This is a genomic window from Enterobacter cloacae complex sp. I1M (genome assembly GCF_014982425.1).
Taxonomy (GTDB): domain Bacteria; phylum Pseudomonadota; class Gammaproteobacteria; order Enterobacterales; family Enterobacteriaceae; genus Enterobacter; species Enterobacter intestinihominis.
Genome location: NZ_JADCLG010000013.1, coordinates 52,838 through 70,862, shown reverse-complemented (window position 1 = coordinate 70,862; position 18,025 = coordinate 52,838). Strand labels below are relative to the sequence as shown.

General features: G+C 58.6%; 15 protein-coding genes. 6 read left to right on the top strand and 9 right to left on the bottom strand.

The genetic code is table 11. The features are described from left to right. Window positions 1–32 precede the first annotated feature (32 nt). On the bottom strand, window positions 33–1,238 hold the full coding sequence (gene dacC, locus INF86_RS08190; protein ID WP_023299674.1) for a serine-type D-Ala-D-Ala carboxypeptidase: 1,206 nt from the start codon (window positions 1,236–1,238) through the stop codon (window positions 33–35). Window positions 1,239–1,481: 243 nt separating this feature from the next. Between dacC and INF86_RS08185 the strand changes: the two genes are divergently transcribed. After that, a complete protein-coding gene (locus tag INF86_RS08185; protein WP_063138193.1) occupies window positions 1,482–2,108 on the top strand; it encodes a glutathione S-transferase family protein in 627 nt (208 codons plus the stop codon). Here INF86_RS08185 and INF86_RS08180 read toward each other — a convergent pair whose 3' ends face one another. Both INF86_RS08180 and bssR read right to left on the bottom strand, forming a co-directional pair. Continuing rightward, a complete protein-coding gene (locus INF86_RS08180; protein WP_046618555.1) occupies window positions 2,109–3,227 on the bottom strand; it encodes a PQQ-dependent sugar dehydrogenase in 1,119 nt (372 codons plus the stop codon). 106 nt (window positions 3,228–3,333) lie between these two features. Then, window positions 3,334–3,717 (bottom strand): biofilm formation regulator BssR, encoded by a 384-nt coding sequence (bssR, locus tag INF86_RS08175; protein WP_022647550.1) that lies wholly within the window; start codon window positions 3,715–3,717, stop codon window positions 3,334–3,336. 217 nt (window positions 3,718–3,934) lie between these two features. Here bssR and rimO point away from each other — a divergent pair, with 217 nt between their 5' ends. After that, window positions 3,935–5,260: a 30S ribosomal protein S12 methylthiotransferase RimO gene (rimO, locus tag INF86_RS08170; protein WP_022647549.1), complete on the top strand. Its 1,326-nt coding sequence runs from the start codon at window positions 3,935–3,937 to the stop codon at window positions 5,258–5,260. A gap of 119 nt (window positions 5,261–5,379) precedes the next feature. Here rimO and gsiD read toward each other — a convergent pair whose 3' ends face one another. Genes gsiD through iaaA form a run of 5 tightly spaced genes read right to left on the bottom strand, consistent with a single transcriptional unit; the run spans window position 5,380 to window position 11,602 of the window. Further along, window positions 5,380–6,291, bottom strand: a complete 912-nt coding sequence (gene gsiD / locus INF86_RS08165) for a glutathione ABC transporter permease GsiD (protein ID WP_193543413.1) — start codon at window positions 6,289–6,291, stop codon at window positions 5,380–5,382. A gap of 1 nt (window position 6,292) precedes the next feature. After that, window positions 6,293–7,213 (bottom strand): glutathione ABC transporter permease GsiC, encoded by a 921-nt coding sequence (gene gsiC / locus INF86_RS08160; protein ID WP_193543412.1) that lies wholly within the window; start codon window positions 7,211–7,213, stop codon window positions 6,293–6,295. 5 nt (window positions 7,214–7,218) lie between these two features. Continuing rightward, window positions 7,219–8,757 carry a glutathione ABC transporter substrate-binding protein GsiB gene (gsiB, locus tag INF86_RS08155; RefSeq protein ID WP_023299669.1) on the bottom strand — a complete coding sequence of 513 codons (1,539 nt, stop codon included), beginning with the start codon at window positions 8,755–8,757 and terminating at the stop codon, window positions 7,219–7,221. Window positions 8,758–8,780: 23 nt separating this feature from the next. Beyond that, entirely contained in the window at window positions 8,781–10,652 is a 1,872-nt protein-coding gene (gene gsiA, locus INF86_RS08150) for a glutathione ABC transporter ATP-binding protein GsiA (protein ID WP_058676915.1), read from the bottom strand. An 11-nt stretch (window positions 10,653–10,663) separates the two neighbouring features. Next, entirely contained in the window at window positions 10,664–11,602 is a 939-nt protein-coding gene (gene iaaA, locus INF86_RS08145) for a beta-aspartyl-peptidase (protein WP_023299667.1), read from the bottom strand. Between the two features lie 189 nt (window positions 11,603–11,791). Between iaaA and moeA the strand changes: the two genes are divergently transcribed. Beyond that, window positions 11,792–13,024, top strand: a complete 1,233-nt coding sequence (gene moeA / locus INF86_RS08140) for a molybdopterin molybdotransferase MoeA (RefSeq protein WP_022647544.1) — start codon at window positions 11,792–11,794, stop codon at window positions 13,022–13,024. 1 nt (window position 13,025) lies between these two features. Next, window positions 13,026–13,778, top strand: a complete 753-nt coding sequence (gene moeB, locus INF86_RS08135) for a molybdopterin-synthase adenylyltransferase MoeB (protein ID WP_063138198.1) — start codon at window positions 13,026–13,028, stop codon at window positions 13,776–13,778. Between the two features lie 98 nt (window positions 13,779–13,876). Here the strand turns inward: moeB and fsa are convergent, their stop codons facing one another. After that, window positions 13,877–14,539, bottom strand: coding sequence for a fructose-6-phosphate aldolase (gene fsa, locus INF86_RS08130; protein ID WP_193543411.1), 663 nt, complete (start codon window positions 14,537–14,539; stop codon window positions 13,877–13,879). A gap of 127 nt (window positions 14,540–14,666) precedes the next feature. On the opposite strand from fsa, the gene INF86_RS08125 reads away from it, so the two are divergent. Together INF86_RS08125 and INF86_RS08120 are read left to right on the top strand one after the other, a co-directional pair. Further along, complete coding sequence (locus INF86_RS08125) at window positions 14,667–15,566, top strand: glycyl-radical enzyme activating protein (protein ID WP_193543410.1); 900 nt, start codon at window positions 14,667–14,669, stop codon at window positions 15,564–15,566. A gap of 4 nt (window positions 15,567–15,570) precedes the next feature. Beyond that, entirely contained in the window at window positions 15,571–18,003 is a 2,433-nt protein-coding gene (locus tag INF86_RS08120) for a formate C-acetyltransferase/glycerol dehydratase family glycyl radical enzyme (protein WP_046618562.1), read from the top strand. Window positions 18,004–18,025: the final 22 nt, after the last annotated feature.

Sequence of the window (18,025 nt, the reverse complement as noted above, 5' to 3'; positions counted from 1 at the left end):
CGGGTAAGGCGAAGCCGCCACCCGGCAAAAACTTAGCTGAACCAGCTGCCAAACCAGCCGTGGAATTTCATTAACACAAAGTCCCACATCCGGCTGAAGAAGCCGCCCTCTTCCACCGCTTCCATTACCACCAGCGGACGCTGCTCAATAGATTTGCCGTTAAGCTGGAAATCTATCGTCCCGACCACCTGACCTTTTTTCAGCGGTGCGGTGAGCTGTGGCTCGGTCAGGGTATAGCTGGCTTTCAGGTTTTTCAGCTGACCGCGTGGAATGGTGACGGAACCCGCTTCACCCGCTCCCAGGTTCACTTCACTTTTATCACCAAACCAGACACGCTGGCTGACGAAGGTAGCGTCCGGCTTAATCGGCGTGACGGTTTCAAAGAAGCGGAAACCCCAGGTCAGCAGTTTTTCGGATTCGTTAAAACGAATTCGGTCGGTTTTCGTTCCCAGCACCACTGAGATCAGGCGCATATCGCCCTGCGTCGCAGAAGCCACCAGGTTGTATCCGGCCCCGGCAGTTGTACCGGTTTTCATGCCGTCCACGTTAACGTTACTACTCCACAGCAGACGGTTACGGTTAGGCTGGCGGATATTGTTGAAGGTGAACTCTTTCTCTTTATGGATAGCGTACTCATCCGGCACGTCATGGATCAGCGCTTTGCCCAGCAGCGCCATATCGCGCGCGGTACTAAACTGACCCGGCGCATCCAGGCCGTGAACAGTTTTAAAAGTGGTATTGGTCAGACCCAGTTTTTTCGCGTAGCCATTCATCAGCCCAATAAATGAGTCCTGACTGCCCGCGACGTAATCGGCCAGCGCAATACAGGCATCATTTCCCGACTGAATAATAACCCCTTTATTCAGATCGGACACGGAGACCTGGTCGCCAGGCTTCAGGAACATCACGGACGAGCCGCGCAGCGCCGGATTACCGGTCGCCCAGGCATCTTTCCCGACGGTGACCATGTCATTCAGCTTGATCTTGCCCGCTTTCAACGCCTGGCCGACCACATAGCTGGTCATAATTTTCGTCAGGCTCGCCGGGTCGAGTTTTTCGTCGGCGTTACCTTCCGCCAGCACTTTCCCGCTGGCGTAATCCATCAGGATCCAGGCGCGCGCATCAACAGGCGGCGCTTCGGGCGCTGTCTGTTCCGCCGCATGGAGCGTTGGGGCAAAAAGGAAAAGCAGCGCCGAGCCTGCCGCCAGGCTGCGCAGAGAGGAAGTTTTTTGCGTCATAAATGCCACCCGAGTGTCCATTCTAAAAATCACGTCACAATCACCGTGTCGCAAGAAGCGATGAGTAATAGCGCACTACAGCCTTCAAAGAAACCTGTTCCAGGTAAAGTTTTTAAAGTTTATGCAATAACATTCAGATACGCTTTGATTGCGGTGTTTTTTTTAGCATCTGTTGCGTAATTGTTAGGTTTATCTCACCATGGCGAAAAGCTGACTCGGATTCACATCTCATCGGGAGTAAATATGATTACGCTGTGGGGCAGGAACAATTCGACCAACGTGAAAAAAGTGCTCTGGACGCTGGAAGAGCTGGATTTACCGTTCAAGCAGGTTATGGCGGGCCTGGAGTTTGGCGTGAATAAAGACGCGGACTACCTGGCGATGAACCCAAATGGACTGGTGCCGCTACTGCGCGATGACGAGACAGACGCCACGCTGTGGGAGTCTAACACCATCGTGCGATACCTCGCCGCGCAGTACGGCCAGGGTCGGCTGTGGGTAGAAAATCCAGCCCAGCGCGCGCAGGGCGAAAAATGGATGGACTGGGCAAACCAGACGCTTTCCCCAACGCACCGCGTGATCCTGATGGGGCTTATCCGTACGCCGGAAGCCGATCGTGATTATCCCGCCATTCATGCCGCCCAGGACGCGTGCGAGTCGCTGTTTGCGATGATGGACGACGAACTGGCGAAGCATACCTGGTTCTCCGGCGACACGTTCGGCGTGGGCGATATCGCCGTCGCCCCTTTCGTCTGGAACCTCACTAACATGGGTCTCAGCTGGACCCCGCGCCCTCACCTTGAGCGCTGGATCCAGCAGCTCAGCGAGCGCCCGGCGTATCGCAACGTGGTGATGATCCCGGTGACCTGATTACGACCCGGACGGGCTGACTTTCCAAAGCTGCCCGTCCGTCTCGTCGGTCAGCACGTACAGATAACCATCCGGCCCGACGCGCACATCGCGAATTCGCTGATCTTTATCCCCAAGAATGCGCCCGTCCTCCGTCACGGTATTGCCCTTCACGCTCAGCACGATGACGTCTTTCTCCTTCAGCGCGCCGATAAACAGCTTGTTTTTCCACTGCGGGAAGACGTCGCTGTTGTAGAACGCCATGCCGCTGACGGCGGGCGACACTTTCCAGACAAACAGCGGTTTTTCAGTGCCCTCAACGTGCTCGCCTTTCGCTTCCGGGATTTTCAGGCCGCTGTAGTTGATCCCGTGCGTCGCCATCGGCCAGCCGTAGTTTTTGCCTTTTTCAGGAATGTTGATCTCATCCCCGCCGCGAGGGCCGTGTTCATTAAGCCACAGCGCGTCGCTCCACGGGTTCATCGCCATCCCCTGCGGGTTGCGAATGCCGTAAGACCAGATTTCAGGCCGTGCACCGGCGGTGTTCACAAACGGGTTATCCGGCGGCACTTTCCCGTCCTCCGTCAGGCGCACCACCTTACCCTGAAGCTTATCCAGATCCTGCGCCGTCGGGCGCTGGTTGTTTTCACCTAAGCCAATAAAGAGATGGCCTTTGCCGTCGAACACCAGCCGTCCGCCAAAGTGGTTGCCAGTAGAGAGCTTCGGCATCTGTCGGAACACCACCTGGAAGCCCTCAATGCGCGAGAGGTCATCGCTCAACCGCCCGTAGCCCACCGCGGTGCCCGCTTTTCCATCATCACCCGCCTCGGCGAAGCTGAGCCAGATCCGCCGTGATTGTTCAAAATCCGGGGCCAGCACCACGTCCAGCAATCCGCCCTGGCCGCTCGCCCAGACCTTCGGCACGCCGACAATCGGATCGGAGAGCCCTTTCCCTGCCTGCCAGTGCTTAAGCTGCCCGTCTTTTAGCGTGATCAGCAGCCCCTTATTATCAGGCAGAAACGCCAGCGACCAGGGGTGATCCAGTTTTGTCTGTAGCACGTCGACCTTAACCGTCTCGGGCGCCGCAAGCAGCGAAAGCGGGAATAACAGTACAGGGAGGAAAAGCAGCGAGGATCGAGGCATAACGCACTCCTTTATCGGCATATGGCTTAAAGATTAGCCACTGTTCCCGGGTGCGTTAACACTTTTACAAAAGCTTAATCAAAAGGGGGAGTTGCCTCCCCCAGGTTCAGTGTCGGGCAAGCGTTTCCGGCTTGTTCAGACACATGATGCAAAGCGCGAGCGTGGTCAGGCAGTTTTCAAGCTTCTCCGCGTTAACGGCAATAAAATTCGGGCAGTCGTGACGTCCGTTCATCAAACAGACCCCGGCGATGGAAAGCACCTCGGCGGCGCGGCGCAGCGCCACTAATTCGTTTTCAGCGCAGTGCGCTTTCAGGATGGGTGCTTTATCACGCATGAAATTGCAAAGTTCAAAGAAATTATCACGCAGATTTTCGCTTTCGCTGACTGACATATACCCTTTCGCCTTGCGGAGTTGCAGATATGCAGCCAGGTCGATTCGGGCGTTGATCAGCTTGTTAAGCAGATCGCGTTTCAGTCTGTCAACGGACATGCTATTTCCTCCTCTGTCAGCCATGTTACCCTATTAATAATAAGGTCATTTTTTGTACAATGTGATGCCTGAGATCAATAAACGATAACTGATTAACATTCTTTACAATGTTACAACGATTGCCCGCCTCAACTGCGCCATCAAGAGTGTATAAATCCCCCGCGATACGCTGTAAAATCCCGCCCTGATAACTCCATAATTGATGAATTTTTAACCTATGAGCAATGTTACGCACCCGCCGAAAATCGGCTTTGTCTCCCTGGGCTGCCCGAAGAACCTGGTGGATTCCGAACGCATCCTGACTGAACTTCGCACTGAAGGCTATGACGTGGTGCCAAGCTACGACAACGCCGACATGGTGATCGTCAACACCTGTGGGTTCATCGACAGCGCGGTCCAGGAGTCACTGGAAGCCATTGGTGAAGCCCTGACGGAAAATGGCAAAGTGATTGTCACCGGCTGCCTGGGCGCGAAGGTGGATCAGATCCGCGAAGTGCACCCGAAGGTACTGGAGATCACCGGCCCGCACAGCTACGAGCAGGTGCTGGAACATGTTCATCACTACGTACCAAAGCCAAAGCACAACCCGTTCCTGAGCCTGGTGCCGGAACAGGGCGTGAAGCTGACGCCGCGCCACTATGCTTACCTGAAAATTTCCGAAGGCTGCAACCATCGCTGCACCTTCTGCATCATCCCGTCGATGCGTGGCGATTTGGTGAGCCGTCCGATTGGCGAGGTGCTGGCAGAAGCCAAACGCCTGGCCGACGCGGGCGTGAAGGAGTTACTGGTCATCTCCCAGGACACCTCCGCCTACGGCGTGGACGTCAAACACCGCTCCGGCTTCCATAACGGCGAGCCGGTAAAAACCAGCATGGTTGGCCTGTGCGAGCAGCTTGCTAAGCTCGGGATCTGGACGCGTCTGCACTACGTCTACCCTTACCCGCACGTTGACGACGTGATTCCGCTGATGGCGGAAGGCAAAATCCTGCCGTATCTGGATATCCCGTTACAGCACGCCAGCCCGCGCATTCTGAAGCTGATGAAGCGTCCTGGATCCGTTGACCGCCAGCTGGCGCGCATCAAGCAGTGGCGCGAGATCTGCCCGGATCTGACCCTGCGCTCCACCTTCATCGTTGGCTTCCCGGGTGAAACCGAAGAAGATTTCCAGATGCTGCTCGACTTCCTGAAAGAAGCGCGTCTGGATCGCGTGGGCTGCTTCAAGTACAGCCCGGTTGAAGGCGCAACGGCCAACGAGTTGGCGGACCAGGTACCGGAAGAGGTCAAAGAGGAACGCTGGAACCGCTTTATGCAGCTGCAACAGCAGATCTCTGCTGAACGCTTGCAGGAGAAAGTGGGCCGCGAAATTCTGGTCATTATCGACGAAGTGGACGAAGAAGGCGCGATTGGCCGCAGCATGGCGGATGCGCCTGAAATCGACGGCGCGGTGTACCTGAACGGGGAAACCAACGTCAAGCCGGGCGATATTATTCGCGTGAAGGTCGAAAACGCCGACGAGTATGATTTGTGGGGCAGCCGGGTTTAATCTTTAACCCCTCACCCCGGCCCTCTCCCCAAAGGGGCGAGGGGGAACAGACCGCACCGAGCAGTCCCCTCTCCCCTCAGGGGAGAGGGTTAGGGTGAGGGGTAAGTTCCTGCAAAAACCTACCCCTTAATCCGCGGATCCAGCGCGTCGCGCAGCCCATCCCCCAGCAGGTTAAACGCCAGCACGGTCAGGAAAATCGCCAGGCTCGGGAAGATCGCCACGTGCGGGGCGATCACCATATCCGCCCGCGCCTCGTTCAGCATCGCGCCCCACTCCGGCGTCGGCGGCTGTGCGCCTAACCCCAGAAACGACAGGCTGGCCGCCGAGATAATCGACACGCCTATGCGCATGGTGAAATAGACCACGATAGACGAGACCGTTCCCGGCAGAATATGGCTGAACAGGATTGTGGTATCGCTGGCTCCCATGCTGCGGGCCGACTCGATAAAGGTCTGCTGCTTCAGCACCAGCGTGTTGCCACGTACCAGGCGCGCGAAAGCGGGAATCGTGAATACCGCCACGGCGATGATGACGTTCGCCATGCCGCTGCCCATCACCGCCACCACGGCAATCGCCAGCAGAATACCGGGAAAGGCAAACAGCACGTCGCAGATACGCATGATGATGCGGTCCCACCAGCCTTCATAGTACCCGGCCACCAGCCCAAGCACGGTGCCAATTGCTGCGCCCATCAGCACCGCAAAGACCCCGGCCGCCAGCGAGATCTGCGCCCCTACCAGCTCGCGGCTGAAAATATCGCGCCCGAGCGAGTCCACGCCAAACCAGTGCATCATCGACGGTCCATCGTTCAGCCGGTCGTAATCGAAGTAATTTTCCGCATCAAACGGGGCTATCCAGGGGGCGATAATCGCCACCAGGATCAGCAGTAACACAAACAACCCGGCGACCATAGCGACGGGCTGACGACGGAATCGACGCCAGAACTCAACCCACGGGGTGCGAATATGGTCCGGCCTGATCCCCGGCATAGCGTTTAAAATGGCCTGGCGACGCCAGTTCAGTAATCGCATCTTACTTATACCTGATGGCCGGGTTAATGGCGGCGTACAGCACATCCACCACTAAGTTGATAAGAATAAACTCCAGCGAGAAAAGCAGAACTTCAGCCTGAATAACCGGATAGTCACGCATATCGACCGAGTCGACCAGCAGGCGCCCCAGCCCCGGCCAGTTGAAGACCTTCTCTACCACGATAGAGCCGCCCAGCAGGAAGCCGAACTGTAGCCCCATCATCGTGACCACCGGGATCATCGCATTACGAAAACCATGCTTCAGAATGACCCATTTCTCACTCACCCCTTTTGCCCGCGCGGTGCGAATGTAATCTTCGCTCAGCACGTCGACAAAGGAGGCGCGGGTGAAGCGGGCCATCACTGCCGCAACGGCTGCGCCAAGCGTCATAGAGGGCAGAATGTAGTGCTTCCAGGTGTCGGCCCCGACGGTGGGCAACCAGCCCAGCTCGACGGAGAAAATCTGCATCAGCAGCATACCCAGCGCAAACGCCGGGAAAGAGATACCGGTGACTGCCAGCGCCATACCGAGCTTATCCGGCCAGCGGTTGCGCCAGACGGCGGCGACAATCCCCGCGCCCAGGCCAAACACAACCGCCCAGCTCATACTGGCAATCGTTAACCAGAAGGTGGGCATAAAGCGGCTGGCAATCTCCTCCGACACCGGACGACGCGACACCATCGAGATGCCGAAATCGCCCTGAAGGACATTGCCAAAGTAGCGCAGAAATTGCCGATACAGCGGCTGATCAAGACCGAGCTGTTTACGCACCAGTTCGATAACCGTGGCATCCGCTTCCGGTCCGGCAATCAAACGCGCCGGATCGCCGGGCAGCATGTGGACAAACAAAAACACCAGCACGGCCACAATCAGCAGCGTCGGGATAAGCCCCAGCAGGCGTTTACACACATAATTCAGCATGAGTTTTATTTTAGATCCGCGTCGTCAAAGCTAAAGCCCGTATCCGGCATGATGTAAAAACCGGTCAGCGCTTTATTGTGGGCTGAGACCAGTTTTTCCACCACCAGCGGCACCCACGGCGACTCTTTCCAGATAATGTCCTGCGCCTCTTTGTACAGGCGCGCTTTCTCTTCCGGTTTGGTGGTTTTCAGGGCATCGGCCAGATCCTTATCCACCTGCGGATTACTGTAGAACGCGGTATTGAACAGCGTTGGCGGCCAGTTCTGGGAAGCAAACAGCGGCGACAGGGACCAGTCCGCTTCACCGGTTGAAGCCGTCCAGCCGGTGTAGAACATCCGCACGCCGCTCTCTTTCTGTCCTTTGCCTTCCACTTCCGCCGCGCGCTGTCCGGCATCCATCGCCGTGACCCTGGCTTTAATGCCCACCTGTGCCAGCTGCTGCTGGGTAAATTGCAGCACCTTCTGCGCGGTACTGTGGTTATGCGACGACCACAGCGTGGTGCTAAAGCCGTTCGGATAGCCCGCCTCTTTCAGCAGTTCCCGCGCTTTCGCCGGATCGTACGGCCACGGCTGATAGCTCTGCGCGTACTCAATGGTTGGCGGCATTACGCCCGTCGCCGGGGTGGCGTAGCCTGCAAAGGCCACCTTCACCAGTGCCTGGCGGTTAATGGCGTAGTTGATGGCTTCGCGCACCTTCGGGTTATCAAACGGTTTTTGCGTGACGTTCATGCTGATGTAGCGCTGCATAATCGACGGGCTGGCCACCAGCTCCAGCTTGCTGTTTTTCGCCAGCAGCGCTGCCTGTTCGTAGGGGATCGGGAAGGCAAACTGCGCTTCGCCGGTTTGCAGCATCGCGGCACGGGTATTGTTGTCCACGACCGGCCGCCAGGTGAGGGTATCCAACTTCGGCAGCCCCGGCTGCCAGTATCCGGCGAATTTCTTCACCTTCACATAATCGGTCTGGTTCCAGGTAAGCAGTTCGTACGGTCCGGTCCCCACCGGGTGGAAGCCAATCTCTTTGCCGTATTTCTTCAACGCCGCAGGGGAAATCATCACCGTCGCGGGATGCGCCAGGATATTAATAAACGCCGAGAACGGCTCTTTGAGGGTGATCTTCACCGTCGCCGGATCAATCACCTCGGTTTGGGCGATATTTTTATACAGGTTGTAGCGCTTAAGACCGTTTTCCGGATTGCTGGCTCGGTCCAGGTTGACCTTAACCGCCTCGGCGTTGAAGTCGGTGCCGTCCTGGAACTTCACGCCGGTACGGAGCTTAACGGTATAGACCAGCCCGTCGTCCGACACGGTATAACCTTCCGCCAGCACGTTTTTCAGCTTCATCTCGCGGTCCAGGCCGAACAGCCCCTGGTAGAAGGATTTTGCCACCGCCTGAGAAAGGGTGTCGTTAGCATCATACGGATCCAGCGTCGTGAAGTTAGACCCCACAGCCACCACCACGTCTTTCGCCGCGATCGCGGGGGCGGCGGCCAGCGCAGCCGTCACGCTCGCGGCAAGCAGCCATTGACGAGCAACAAAAGGAACCATTGTGTTCTCCTGCCTGTTGTAAGTTATAACCGCGAGAATGCATTGCCCTGACGCGGGGGTGCGACAAAATGACCGGGACCGACTTCACGCAGCGCCACGCGCTCCAGAGTTTCGCCCCGTTTACGAATATTGCTCGGCATTTCGTCCTGCAACAGCACGCGCTGGGCGTGACGATGCTCAGGATCGGCAACCGGTACGGCGGCCATCAGCTTGCGGGTGTACGGATGCTGCGGGTTTTCAAATACCGCCCGACGGGGGCCAATTTCAACAATTTGCCCCATGTACATCACCGCCACGCGATGGCTGATCCGCTCAACCACCGCCATATCGTGAGAGATAAACAGAAACGCAATGCCCAAATCCCGCTGTAAATCGAGCAGGAGATTGATGATTTGCGCGCGGATGGAGACATCCAGCGCTGACACGGACTCATCCGCAATCACCACTTTCGGATTCAGGGCCAATGCCCGGGCTATGCAGATACGCTGTCGCTGACCGCCAGAAAATTCGTGCGGATAACGCCAGGCATGCTCCGGTTTCAGGCCCACGCGCTCCAGCAGCCACGCGACGCGGCGCTGCGCGGCTTCACCGTCGAGCAGGTTGTGCACCCGCAGCGGCTCCATAATCGAGTACCCCACCGTATGGCGCGGATCGAGCGACGCATAAGGATCCTGAAAAATAAACTGAATATCCCGGCGTACCGCCTGCAATTTACCATTGGGGAGTGTATCGATGCGCTCACCGTTGAAGGTGATGCTCCCCTCCTGCGACTCAACCAGCCTGAGCAGCGCCCGCCCGGTGGTGGATTTACCGCAGCCGGACTCCCCCACCAGCGCCAGCGTTTCGCCCGGCCAGAGATCAAAACTGACGTATTCAACCGCATGCACTTCGCGCTTCACGCGGTTAAGGATCCCGCTGCGCAGCGGGAAACGGGTCACCAGGTCACGCACTTCAAGGATCGGCCTGCCGGAAACCACCGTGTTCTGCTCGGTTTCGTCTTCCTGCTGGCCCTGTTCGGTCTGAGAGAACAGCGGAAAACGGCGCGGAAAATCACTGCCATTCATGGCGCCCAGACGCGGGACCGCCGCCAGCAGCGCTTTAGTATAAGGATGCACCGGCGTATGAAAGACCTGCTCCACCGAGCCGGTTTCCACGGCATTGCCCTGATGCATAACCAGCACCCGATCGGCAATATCCGCCACCACCCCCATATCGTGGGTGATGAATATCACCCCCATCTCCATCTCCTGCTGCAACACCTTAATCAGTTGCAGGATCTGGGCCTGAATGGTGACATCCAGCGCCGTGGTGGGTTCGTCCGCAATGAGCACCGCCGGACGGCACGACAGCGCCATCGCAATCATTACCCGCTGGCGCATGCCACCGGAAAGCTGATGCGGATAGCGGGACAAAATCGCGTGCGCCTCAGGGATACGTACCAGCTCCAGCATCCGTTTAGCTTCGTTGAGCGCCTCATCACCGCTCAGTCCTTGATGCAGGCGGATAGATTCGGCAATCTGCTCGCCCACCGGGAAGACCGGGTTCAGGGAGGTCATCGGCTCCTGAAAAATCATCGCAATATCCGCCCCGCGCACCCCCTGCATCCGGGACGCGCTCAGCTCGTTGAGATCGATAACCTGACGGTTGCGACGGCGCAACAGCATCCGCTCGCTGGTGACCTGCCCGCCCGTCTGCTCAAGCAGACGCATCAGCGCCAGCGCGGTAACCGATTTACCGGATCCGGACTCGCCGACAATCGCCAGCGTCTCGCCGCGCCTGAGCGAAAACGATAAATTCTGTACTGCAGGGATGAACTGCCGCTCTTCCTGAAAGGCAATATTCAGTTGGTGGACAGCCAGCACTTCGCAGTTGTCCAGCTCTTCACTGTGCGGCACGCAATGCCCCCTTATTCACGATAAATGCCTGTGCTGGGCGCATCGCCGGCATACCCCCACGCCCGGTACATCCCTTCACTGTTGAACGGCAGCGCCACGTTGCCCTCCCGATCCACCGCGATTAAGCCACCTTCTCCGCCCAAGGCTGGCAGTTTCTCCATTACCACCCGCTCGCAGGCCTCACTCAGGCTTAATCCGCCGTAATCCATTAGCGCGGTAATGTCGTAGGCCGCCAGCGCGCGGATAAACACTTCGCCGGTTCCGGTGCATGACACCGCCGCCGTGGCGTTATTAGCGTAACACCCGGCCCCCGGCAGCGGACTGTCGCCGACGCGTCCGGGAAGCTTGTTGGTCATACCGCCTGTCGACGTCGCGGCGGCGAGGTTACCGGCTTTATCCAGCGCCACCGCGCCTACCGTGCCCATTTTGCTGCGTTCATCGAGCGGCGCGGCATGGTCCAGCTGCGTCATCCCCGCTGTACGGGCCTCCAGCAACTGCCGGTAACGCTCCTCGGTGGAAAAAAGATCGGGCGAGACCGTATCCATCCCGTGCTCGACGGCAAATTTCTCCGCCCCCGCCCCGGTCAGCAGCACATGCGGGCTTTGATCCATCACCAGACGCGCGGCCAGTACGGGATTGCGCAGTCGGCTGACGCCCGCCACCGCCCCCGCTTTCAGGGTGATACCGTCCATCACGCAGGCATCCAGTTCATGCGTTTCATCGCGCGTAAAGACCGAGCCAATACCGGCATTAAACAGCGGACACTCCTCCAGCAGGCGCACCGCTTCGGTCACCACGTCCAGCGCGCTTTCGCCCGCTTCCAGCATGCGCTGGCCTGTTTCCACAATGGCGTTCAGCGCATCAATATAACGCTTCTCCTGCTCGGGACTGAGCTGTGCACGGGTGATTGCCCCGGCACCGCCATGAATTGCGATAACCGCTTTACTCATTTCGCATCACCCATCAGCCTGGCTGGCTGCTTTTTCTATAAATATCATTATCGTCGACGAATCTTCAGATGATTTTTGAATATAGAAAGACGCAACTGTGATGTAAAGCTTACACCCATCGGGTCATACAGTTAGCCGCACTTTTCTGCCATAATGAGCGCTTTCGTTGTTACTCCGCAGGAGCCCACCATGGATTTTACCGCCGGACTGATGCCGCTTGAGACGGCACTCTCGCAGATGCTTGATCGTATTACTCCCCTGCACGACGTTGAGACGCTGCCGCTTGTGCGCTGTTTTGGCCGTATTGCCGCGCGCGATATCGTCTCGCCGCTGAACGTGCCGGGGTTCGATAACGCGGCGATGGACGGCTATGCCGTACGTCTGGCGGATTTGCAAACGGGTCAGCCGCTGCCGGTGGCAGGTAAAGCCTTTGCCGGGCAGCCGTTCAACGGTGAGTGGCCAGCGGACACCTGCGTGCGCATTATGACCGGCGCGCCGGTGCCAAAGGGCTGTGAAGCCGTGGTGATGCAGGAAGAGACCGAACTAACGGACGACGGCGTGCGTTTTACCGCCAGCGTCAAAGCGGGACAGAATATCCGCCACATCGGGGAAGACATTACCCTCGGCGCAACGGTCTTTGCCGCCGGGCAAAAACTGACGGTCGCCGAACTGCCGGTGCTGGCATCGCTTGGCATCGCGGAGATTGACGTTGTCCGCAAGGTACGCGTGGCGGTGTTCTCAACGGGAGACGAGCTACAGCTTCCGGGTCAGCCGCTGAACGAGGGGCAGATTTACGACACCAACCGTCTGGCGGTGCACCTGATGCTTGAGCAACTGGGCTGCGAGGTGATTAACCTCGGCATCATTCCTGACGATCCGGAGAAACTGCGCACGGCGTTTATCGACGCGGACGCCTCTGCCGACGTGGTGATCAGCTCTGGCGGCGTATCGGTTGGCGAAGCGGATTACACCAAAACCCTGCTTGAAGAGCTGGGTGAAATCGCCTTCTGGAAGCTGGCGATTAAACCGGGCAAACCGTTCGCGTTTGGCAAACTTCCGCACAGCTGGTTCTGTGGCCTGCCGGGTAACCCGGTCTCTGCCGCGCTGACCTTCTACCAGCTGGTGATCCCGCTGCTGGCGAAGCTTTCAGGCAACAATGCCGACCCGCTGCCGGAACGTGTGCGCGTGCGGGCGGCAACGCGCCTCAAAAAATCTCCGGGCCGTCTCGATTTCCAGCGCGGCATTCTGGCGCGCAACGCCGATGGCGAGCTGGAGGTGAGCACCACCGGGCATCAGGGTTCGCACATCTTTAGCTCCTTCAGCCAGGGTAACTGCTTTATCGTGCTGGAGCGCGATCGCGGCCACGTTGAGGCGGGCGAATGGGTTGAAGTGGAACGCTTTAACCACCTGTTCGGAGGCTGACATGACGGTGGAACTGAGCGACCCGGAGATGATGCGCTACAACCGCCAGATCGTGCTGCGCGGGTTTGATTTCGAGGGTCAGGAAGCGCTCAAGGCGGCCAGCGTGCTGGTTGTCGGCCTTGGCGGGCTGGGCTGCGCGGCGGCGCAATACCTGGCTGCGGCGGGCGTCGGCCGCATGACGCTGCTGGATTTCGATACCGTGTCGGTGTCGAACCTGCAACGCCAGACGCTACACAGCGACGCGACGGTTGGTCAGCCGAAAGTGGAATCTGCGCGCACGGCGCTGGCGCGAATTAACCCCAACGTTCAGTTCACCCTGATTGACGCGATGCTGGATGACGACGCGCTGTTTGCGCAGATTGCACGGCATGACCTGGTGCTGGACTGCACCGATAACGTCGCCATTCGCAACCAGCTCAATGCGGGCTGCTTTGCCCATAAAACGCCGCTAATTTCCGGCGCGGCCATCCGCATGGAGGGGCAAATCAGCGTTTTCACCTACGCTGAGGGAGAGCCCTGCTACCGTTGCCTGAGCCGTCTGTTTGGCGAGAATGCGCTGACCTGCGTCGAGGCGGGCGTGATGGCGCCGCTGGTTGGGGTGATTGGTTCCTTGCAGGCGATGGAGGCGATTAAGGTGCTGGCGCATTACGGCACGCCCGCCGCGGGCAAAATCGTGATATATGACGCGATGACCTGTCAGTTCCGCGAGATGAAGCTGATGCGTAATCCGGGGTGTGAGGTGTGCGGAGGTTAAACCCTGCTGCGGCCTGATGCCCTCACCCCGGCCCTCTCCCACAGGGAGAGGGAGAAAATCGTAGGCCGGGTAAGCGTCAGCGCCACCCGGCAACAGCATCAAATAGACGTCCGCCCAAACGCCCCCTGCCAGTCCTGCTCAAACTTCACAATTGCCGCATCTACTGCCGGAGAGGTAATAAACTGCTGCGCCACGTCCAGCGGCAGCGTGATGGACTCGCACCCTGCCAGCAGGCAGTCCAGCGCCTGGCGCGGGGTTTTAAAGCTCGCGGCGAGCACTTTTGACTGCGGTGCGTGCAGCGTCAGCAATTGTTGCAGTTCAATCACCGTCTGGATCCCGTCCCCGCCCTGCGCGTCCACGCGGTTCACGTAAGGGGCTACATACTCAGCACCCGCCAGCGCGGAGAGCATCCCCTGCGCTGCGCCGTATACCGCGGTACCCAGGGTCGGGATCCCTTCTGCTTTCAGCATTTTGATCGCCGCCAGCCCTTCAGCGGTCACGGGCACTTTCACCACCAGGTCATTGATTATCGCGCGCAGCTTACGTGCGTCTTCCACCATCCCCTCGGCGGTCTTCGCCATCACCTGGGCGAACAGCCGGCCCTTGCCGCCCAGCGCGTCGTGCAGCGCGGGCAGCAACTCTTCCAGGGGGGTTTTACCCGCCGCCACAATGCTTGGGTTAGTGGTCACGCCCGCCAGCGGGAAGAGACGCGCCAGCTTTTTGACTGCCGCAACGTCGGATGTGTCGAGATAAAGTTCCATGATGTCACCCTCAAAATTAGCCTGCATTTACCCTATCACGAGAAAACCTGCTCATGAATTGACCCACATCAAGATAACTTTCATTCGAAAGTAATTTAATCTTCATATGTAATCAGAGGGCAAAAAAATGATCTTCAACATACAGCGTTACTCCACCCACGACGGCCCCGGTATTCGAACCGTGGTGTTCCTGAAAGGCTGCTCGCTGGGCTGTCGCTGGTGCCAGAACCCGGAAAGCCGCTCCCGCACGCGGGACGTCCTGTTTGACGCCCGTCTGTGTCTGGACGGCTGTGACCTGTGTCAGCAGGCCGCGCCAGGGTGTGTTGAACGTGCGCTGAACGGGTTGATCATCCATCGTGAAAAATTAAGTGAAAAGACGCTCACTGCCCTCACCGACTGCTGCCCGACGCAGGCGCTTACCGTCTGCGGTGAAGAGAAGCAGGTGGAGGAGATTATGGCCACCGTGCTGCGCGACAAGCCCTTCTACGACCGCAGCGGCGGCGGGATCACCCTTTCCGGCGGCGAGCCGTTTATGAATCCTGACCTGGCGCACGCCCTGTTTAAAGCCAGCCATGAACAAGGCATTCATACTGCGGTTGAAACCTGCCTTCACGTGCCCTGGCATTATATCGAGCCTTCACTGCCGTATGTCGATCTGTTCCTGGCGGACCTGAAACATGTCGACGGCGAGGTGTTCAAGCAGTGGACCGATGGCTCTGCTAAGCGGATCCTGGACAACCTGAAGCGCCTGGCTACCGTCGGGAAGAAGATCACCATCCGCGTGCCGCTGATCCAGGGCTTTAACGCCGATGAAGCGTCGGTTACCGCCATTACCAACTTCGCCGCCGATGAACTCGGCGTCGATGATATTCATTATCTGCCGTATCACACGCTGGGCATGAACAAATACACCCTGCTCGGCCAACCCTACTCTGCCCCTGACAAACCGCTGGATAACCCTGCCCTGCTGGACTTCGCGCAGCAGTATGCCTGCCAGAAAGGGTTAACCGCGACCTTACGAGGATAAACTTATGACCACCCTGAATCTCAACACCCTCAGCGAGCGCATCAAGGCGCACAAAACGGCTCTGGTGCATATCGTTAAGCCGCCGGTCTGTACCGAACGCGCGCAGCACTATACCGAAATGTATCAGCAGCATCTGGACAAGCCGATCCCGGTACGTCGCGCGCTGGCCCTCGCCCACCACCTGGCAAAACGTACCATCTGGATCAAGCACGACGAGCTGATTATCGGTAACCAGGCCAGCGAAGTGCGTGCCGCGCCGATCTTCCCGGAATATACCGTCTCCTGGATTGAGAAAGAGATTGACGATCTGGCGGACCGTCCAGGTGCAGGCTTTGCGGTGAGCGAAGAGAATAAACGCGTTCTGCATGAAATCTGCCCGTGGTGGCGCGGCCAGACGGTACAGGATCGCTGCTACGGTATGTTTACCGACGAGCAGAAGGGCCTGCTGGAAACCGGCATCATCAAAGCGGAAGGCAACATGACCTCCGGTGACGCACACCTGGCGGTGAATTTCCCGCTGGTGCTGGAGAAAGGGCTCGACGGCCTGCGCGCGAAAGTAGCCGAGCGCCGCTCGCGCATCAACCTGACGGTACTGGACGATCTGCACGGCGATCAGTTCCTGAAAGCCATTGATATCGTGCTGGAAGCCGTAAGCCTGCACATCAGGCGCTTCGCCGATCTGGCTCGTGAGATGGCCGCCAGCGAAACCCGCGACAGCCGCCGCGACGAGCTGCTGGCGATGGCGGAAAACTGCGACATCATCGCCCACCAGCCGCCAAAAACCTTCTGGCAGGCGCTACAGCTGTGCTACTTCATTCAGTTGATCCTGCAAATTGAGTCCAACGGTCACTCCGTCTCCTTTGCCCGTATGGACCAGTACCTTTACCCGTACTATCGCCGCGACGTGGAGCTGGACCAGAGCCTGGATCGCGAGCACGCCATCGAGCTGCTGCACAGCTGCTGGCTGAAGCTGCTGGAGGTGAACAAAATCCGCTCCGGCTCGCACTCCAAAGCCTCTGCGGGCAGCCCGCTGTATCAGAACGTCACCATCGGCGGCCAGAAGCTGGTCAACGGCGAGCCAATGGACGCGGTCAACCCGCTCTCCTACGCAATTCTGGAATCCTGCGGCCGTCTGCGCTCCACCCAGCCAAACCTGAGCGTGCGCTACCACGCTGGCATGAGCAACGACTTCCTCGACGCCTGCGTGCAGGTGATCCGCTGCGGCTTCGGGATGCCGGCGTTTAACAACGATGAAATCGTCATCCCGGAATTTATCAAGCTCGGCGTGGAACGGGACGATGCCTATGACTATGCGGCGATTGGCTGCATCGAAACCGCCGTCGGCGGAAAGTGGGGCTATCGCTGCACCGGCATGAGCTTTATCAACTTTGCCCGCGTGATGCTGGCAGCGCTGGAAGGCGGTCGCGATGCCACCAGCGGCCAGGTATTCCTGCCGCAGGAAAAAGCGCTTTCGGCCGGTAATTTCGGCAATTTCGACGAAGTGATGGCGGCGTGGGATAACCAGATCCGCTACTACACCCGCAAATCCATTGAGATCGAGTACGTGGTGGACACCATGCTGGAAGAGAACGTCCACGACATTCTCTGCTCGGCGCTGGTGGATGACTGCATCGAACGCGCGAAAAGCATTAAGCAGGGCGGCGCGAAGTACGACTGGGTTTCCGGCCTTCAGGTGGGGATCGCCAACCTCGGTAACAGCCTGGCCGCGGTGAAGAAGCTAGTGTTTGACCAGGGCGTTATCGGTCAGCAACAGCTGGCGGCGGCGCTGGCGGATGACTTCGAGGGGCTGACCCACGAGCAGCTGCGCCAGCGCCTGATCAACGGCGCGCCGAAGTACGGCAACGACGACGACAGCGTGGACCTGCTGCTGACCCGTGCCTACGAAACCTACATTGAAGAACTGAAGCAGTATCACAACCCACGCTACGGCCGTGGCCCGATTGGGGGTAACTACTACGCGGGCACGTCGTCTATCTCCGCAAACGTGCCGTTTGGCGCAGCAACCATGGCGACGCCGGACGGACGTAAAGCGCACACCCCGCTGGCGGAAGGGGCAAGCCCGGCCTCCGGTACCGACCACCTCGGCCCGACGGCGGTGATTGGCTCCGTGGGTAAACTGCCGACGGAAGCGATCCTCGGCGGCGTGCTGCTTAACCAGAAGCTGAACCCGTCGACGCTGGAAAACGACAGCGATCGCCAGAAGCTGATGGTGCTGCTGCGCACCTTCTTCGAGGTGCATAAAGGCTGGCATATTCAGTACAACATTGTCTCGCGCGAAACGCTGCTGGAAGCGAAGAAACACCCTGATCAGTATCGTGACCTGGTGGTGCGCGTCGCGGGTTACTCGGCGTTCTTCACCGCCCTGTCACCGGATGCGCAGGACGATATTATTGCCCGTACCGAGCATACACTGTAAAAAAACGCCCGGTGGCGCTTCG

Excerpts from the sequence above, each read along its gene's own strand:
- dacC (WP_023299674.1), bottom strand. The coding sequence starts at position 1,238 with ATGACGCAAAAAACTTCCTCTCTGCGCAGCCTGGCGGCAGGCTCGGCG.
- INF86_RS08185 (WP_063138193.1), top strand. The coding sequence starts at position 1,482 with ATGATTACGCTGTGGGGCAGGAACAATTCGACCAACGTGAAAAAAGTG.
- INF86_RS08180 (WP_046618555.1), bottom strand. The coding sequence starts at position 3,227 with ATGCCTCGATCCTCGCTGCTTTTCCTCCCTGTACTGTTATTCCCGCTT.
- bssR (WP_022647550.1), bottom strand. The coding sequence starts at position 3,717 with ATGTCCGTTGACAGACTGAAACGCGATCTGCTTAACAAGCTGATCAAC.
- rimO (WP_022647549.1), top strand. The coding sequence starts at position 3,935 with ATGAGCAATGTTACGCACCCGCCGAAAATCGGCTTTGTCTCCCTGGGC.
- gsiD (WP_193543413.1), bottom strand. The coding sequence starts at position 6,291 with ATGCGATTACTGAACTGGCGTCGCCAGGCCATTTTAAACGCTATGCCG.
- gsiC (WP_193543412.1), bottom strand. The coding sequence starts at position 7,213 with ATGCTGAATTATGTGTGTAAACGCCTGCTGGGGCTTATCCCGACGCTG.
- gsiB (WP_023299669.1), bottom strand. The coding sequence starts at position 8,757 with ATGGTTCCTTTTGTTGCTCGTCAATGGCTGCTTGCCGCGAGCGTGACG.
- iaaA (WP_023299667.1), bottom strand. The coding sequence starts at position 11,602 with ATGAGTAAAGCGGTTATCGCAATTCATGGCGGTGCCGGGGCAATCACC.
- moeA (WP_022647544.1), top strand. The coding sequence starts at position 11,792 with ATGGATTTTACCGCCGGACTGATGCCGCTTGAGACGGCACTCTCGCAG.
- moeB (WP_063138198.1), top strand. The coding sequence starts at position 13,026 with ATGACGGTGGAACTGAGCGACCCGGAGATGATGCGCTACAACCGCCAG.
- fsa (WP_193543411.1), bottom strand. The coding sequence starts at position 14,539 with ATGGAACTTTATCTCGACACATCCGACGTTGCGGCAGTCAAAAAGCTG.
- INF86_RS08125 (WP_193543410.1), top strand. The coding sequence starts at position 14,667 with ATGATCTTCAACATACAGCGTTACTCCACCCACGACGGCCCCGGTATT.
- INF86_RS08120 (WP_046618562.1), top strand. The coding sequence starts at position 15,571 with ATGACCACCCTGAATCTCAACACCCTCAGCGAGCGCATCAAGGCGCAC.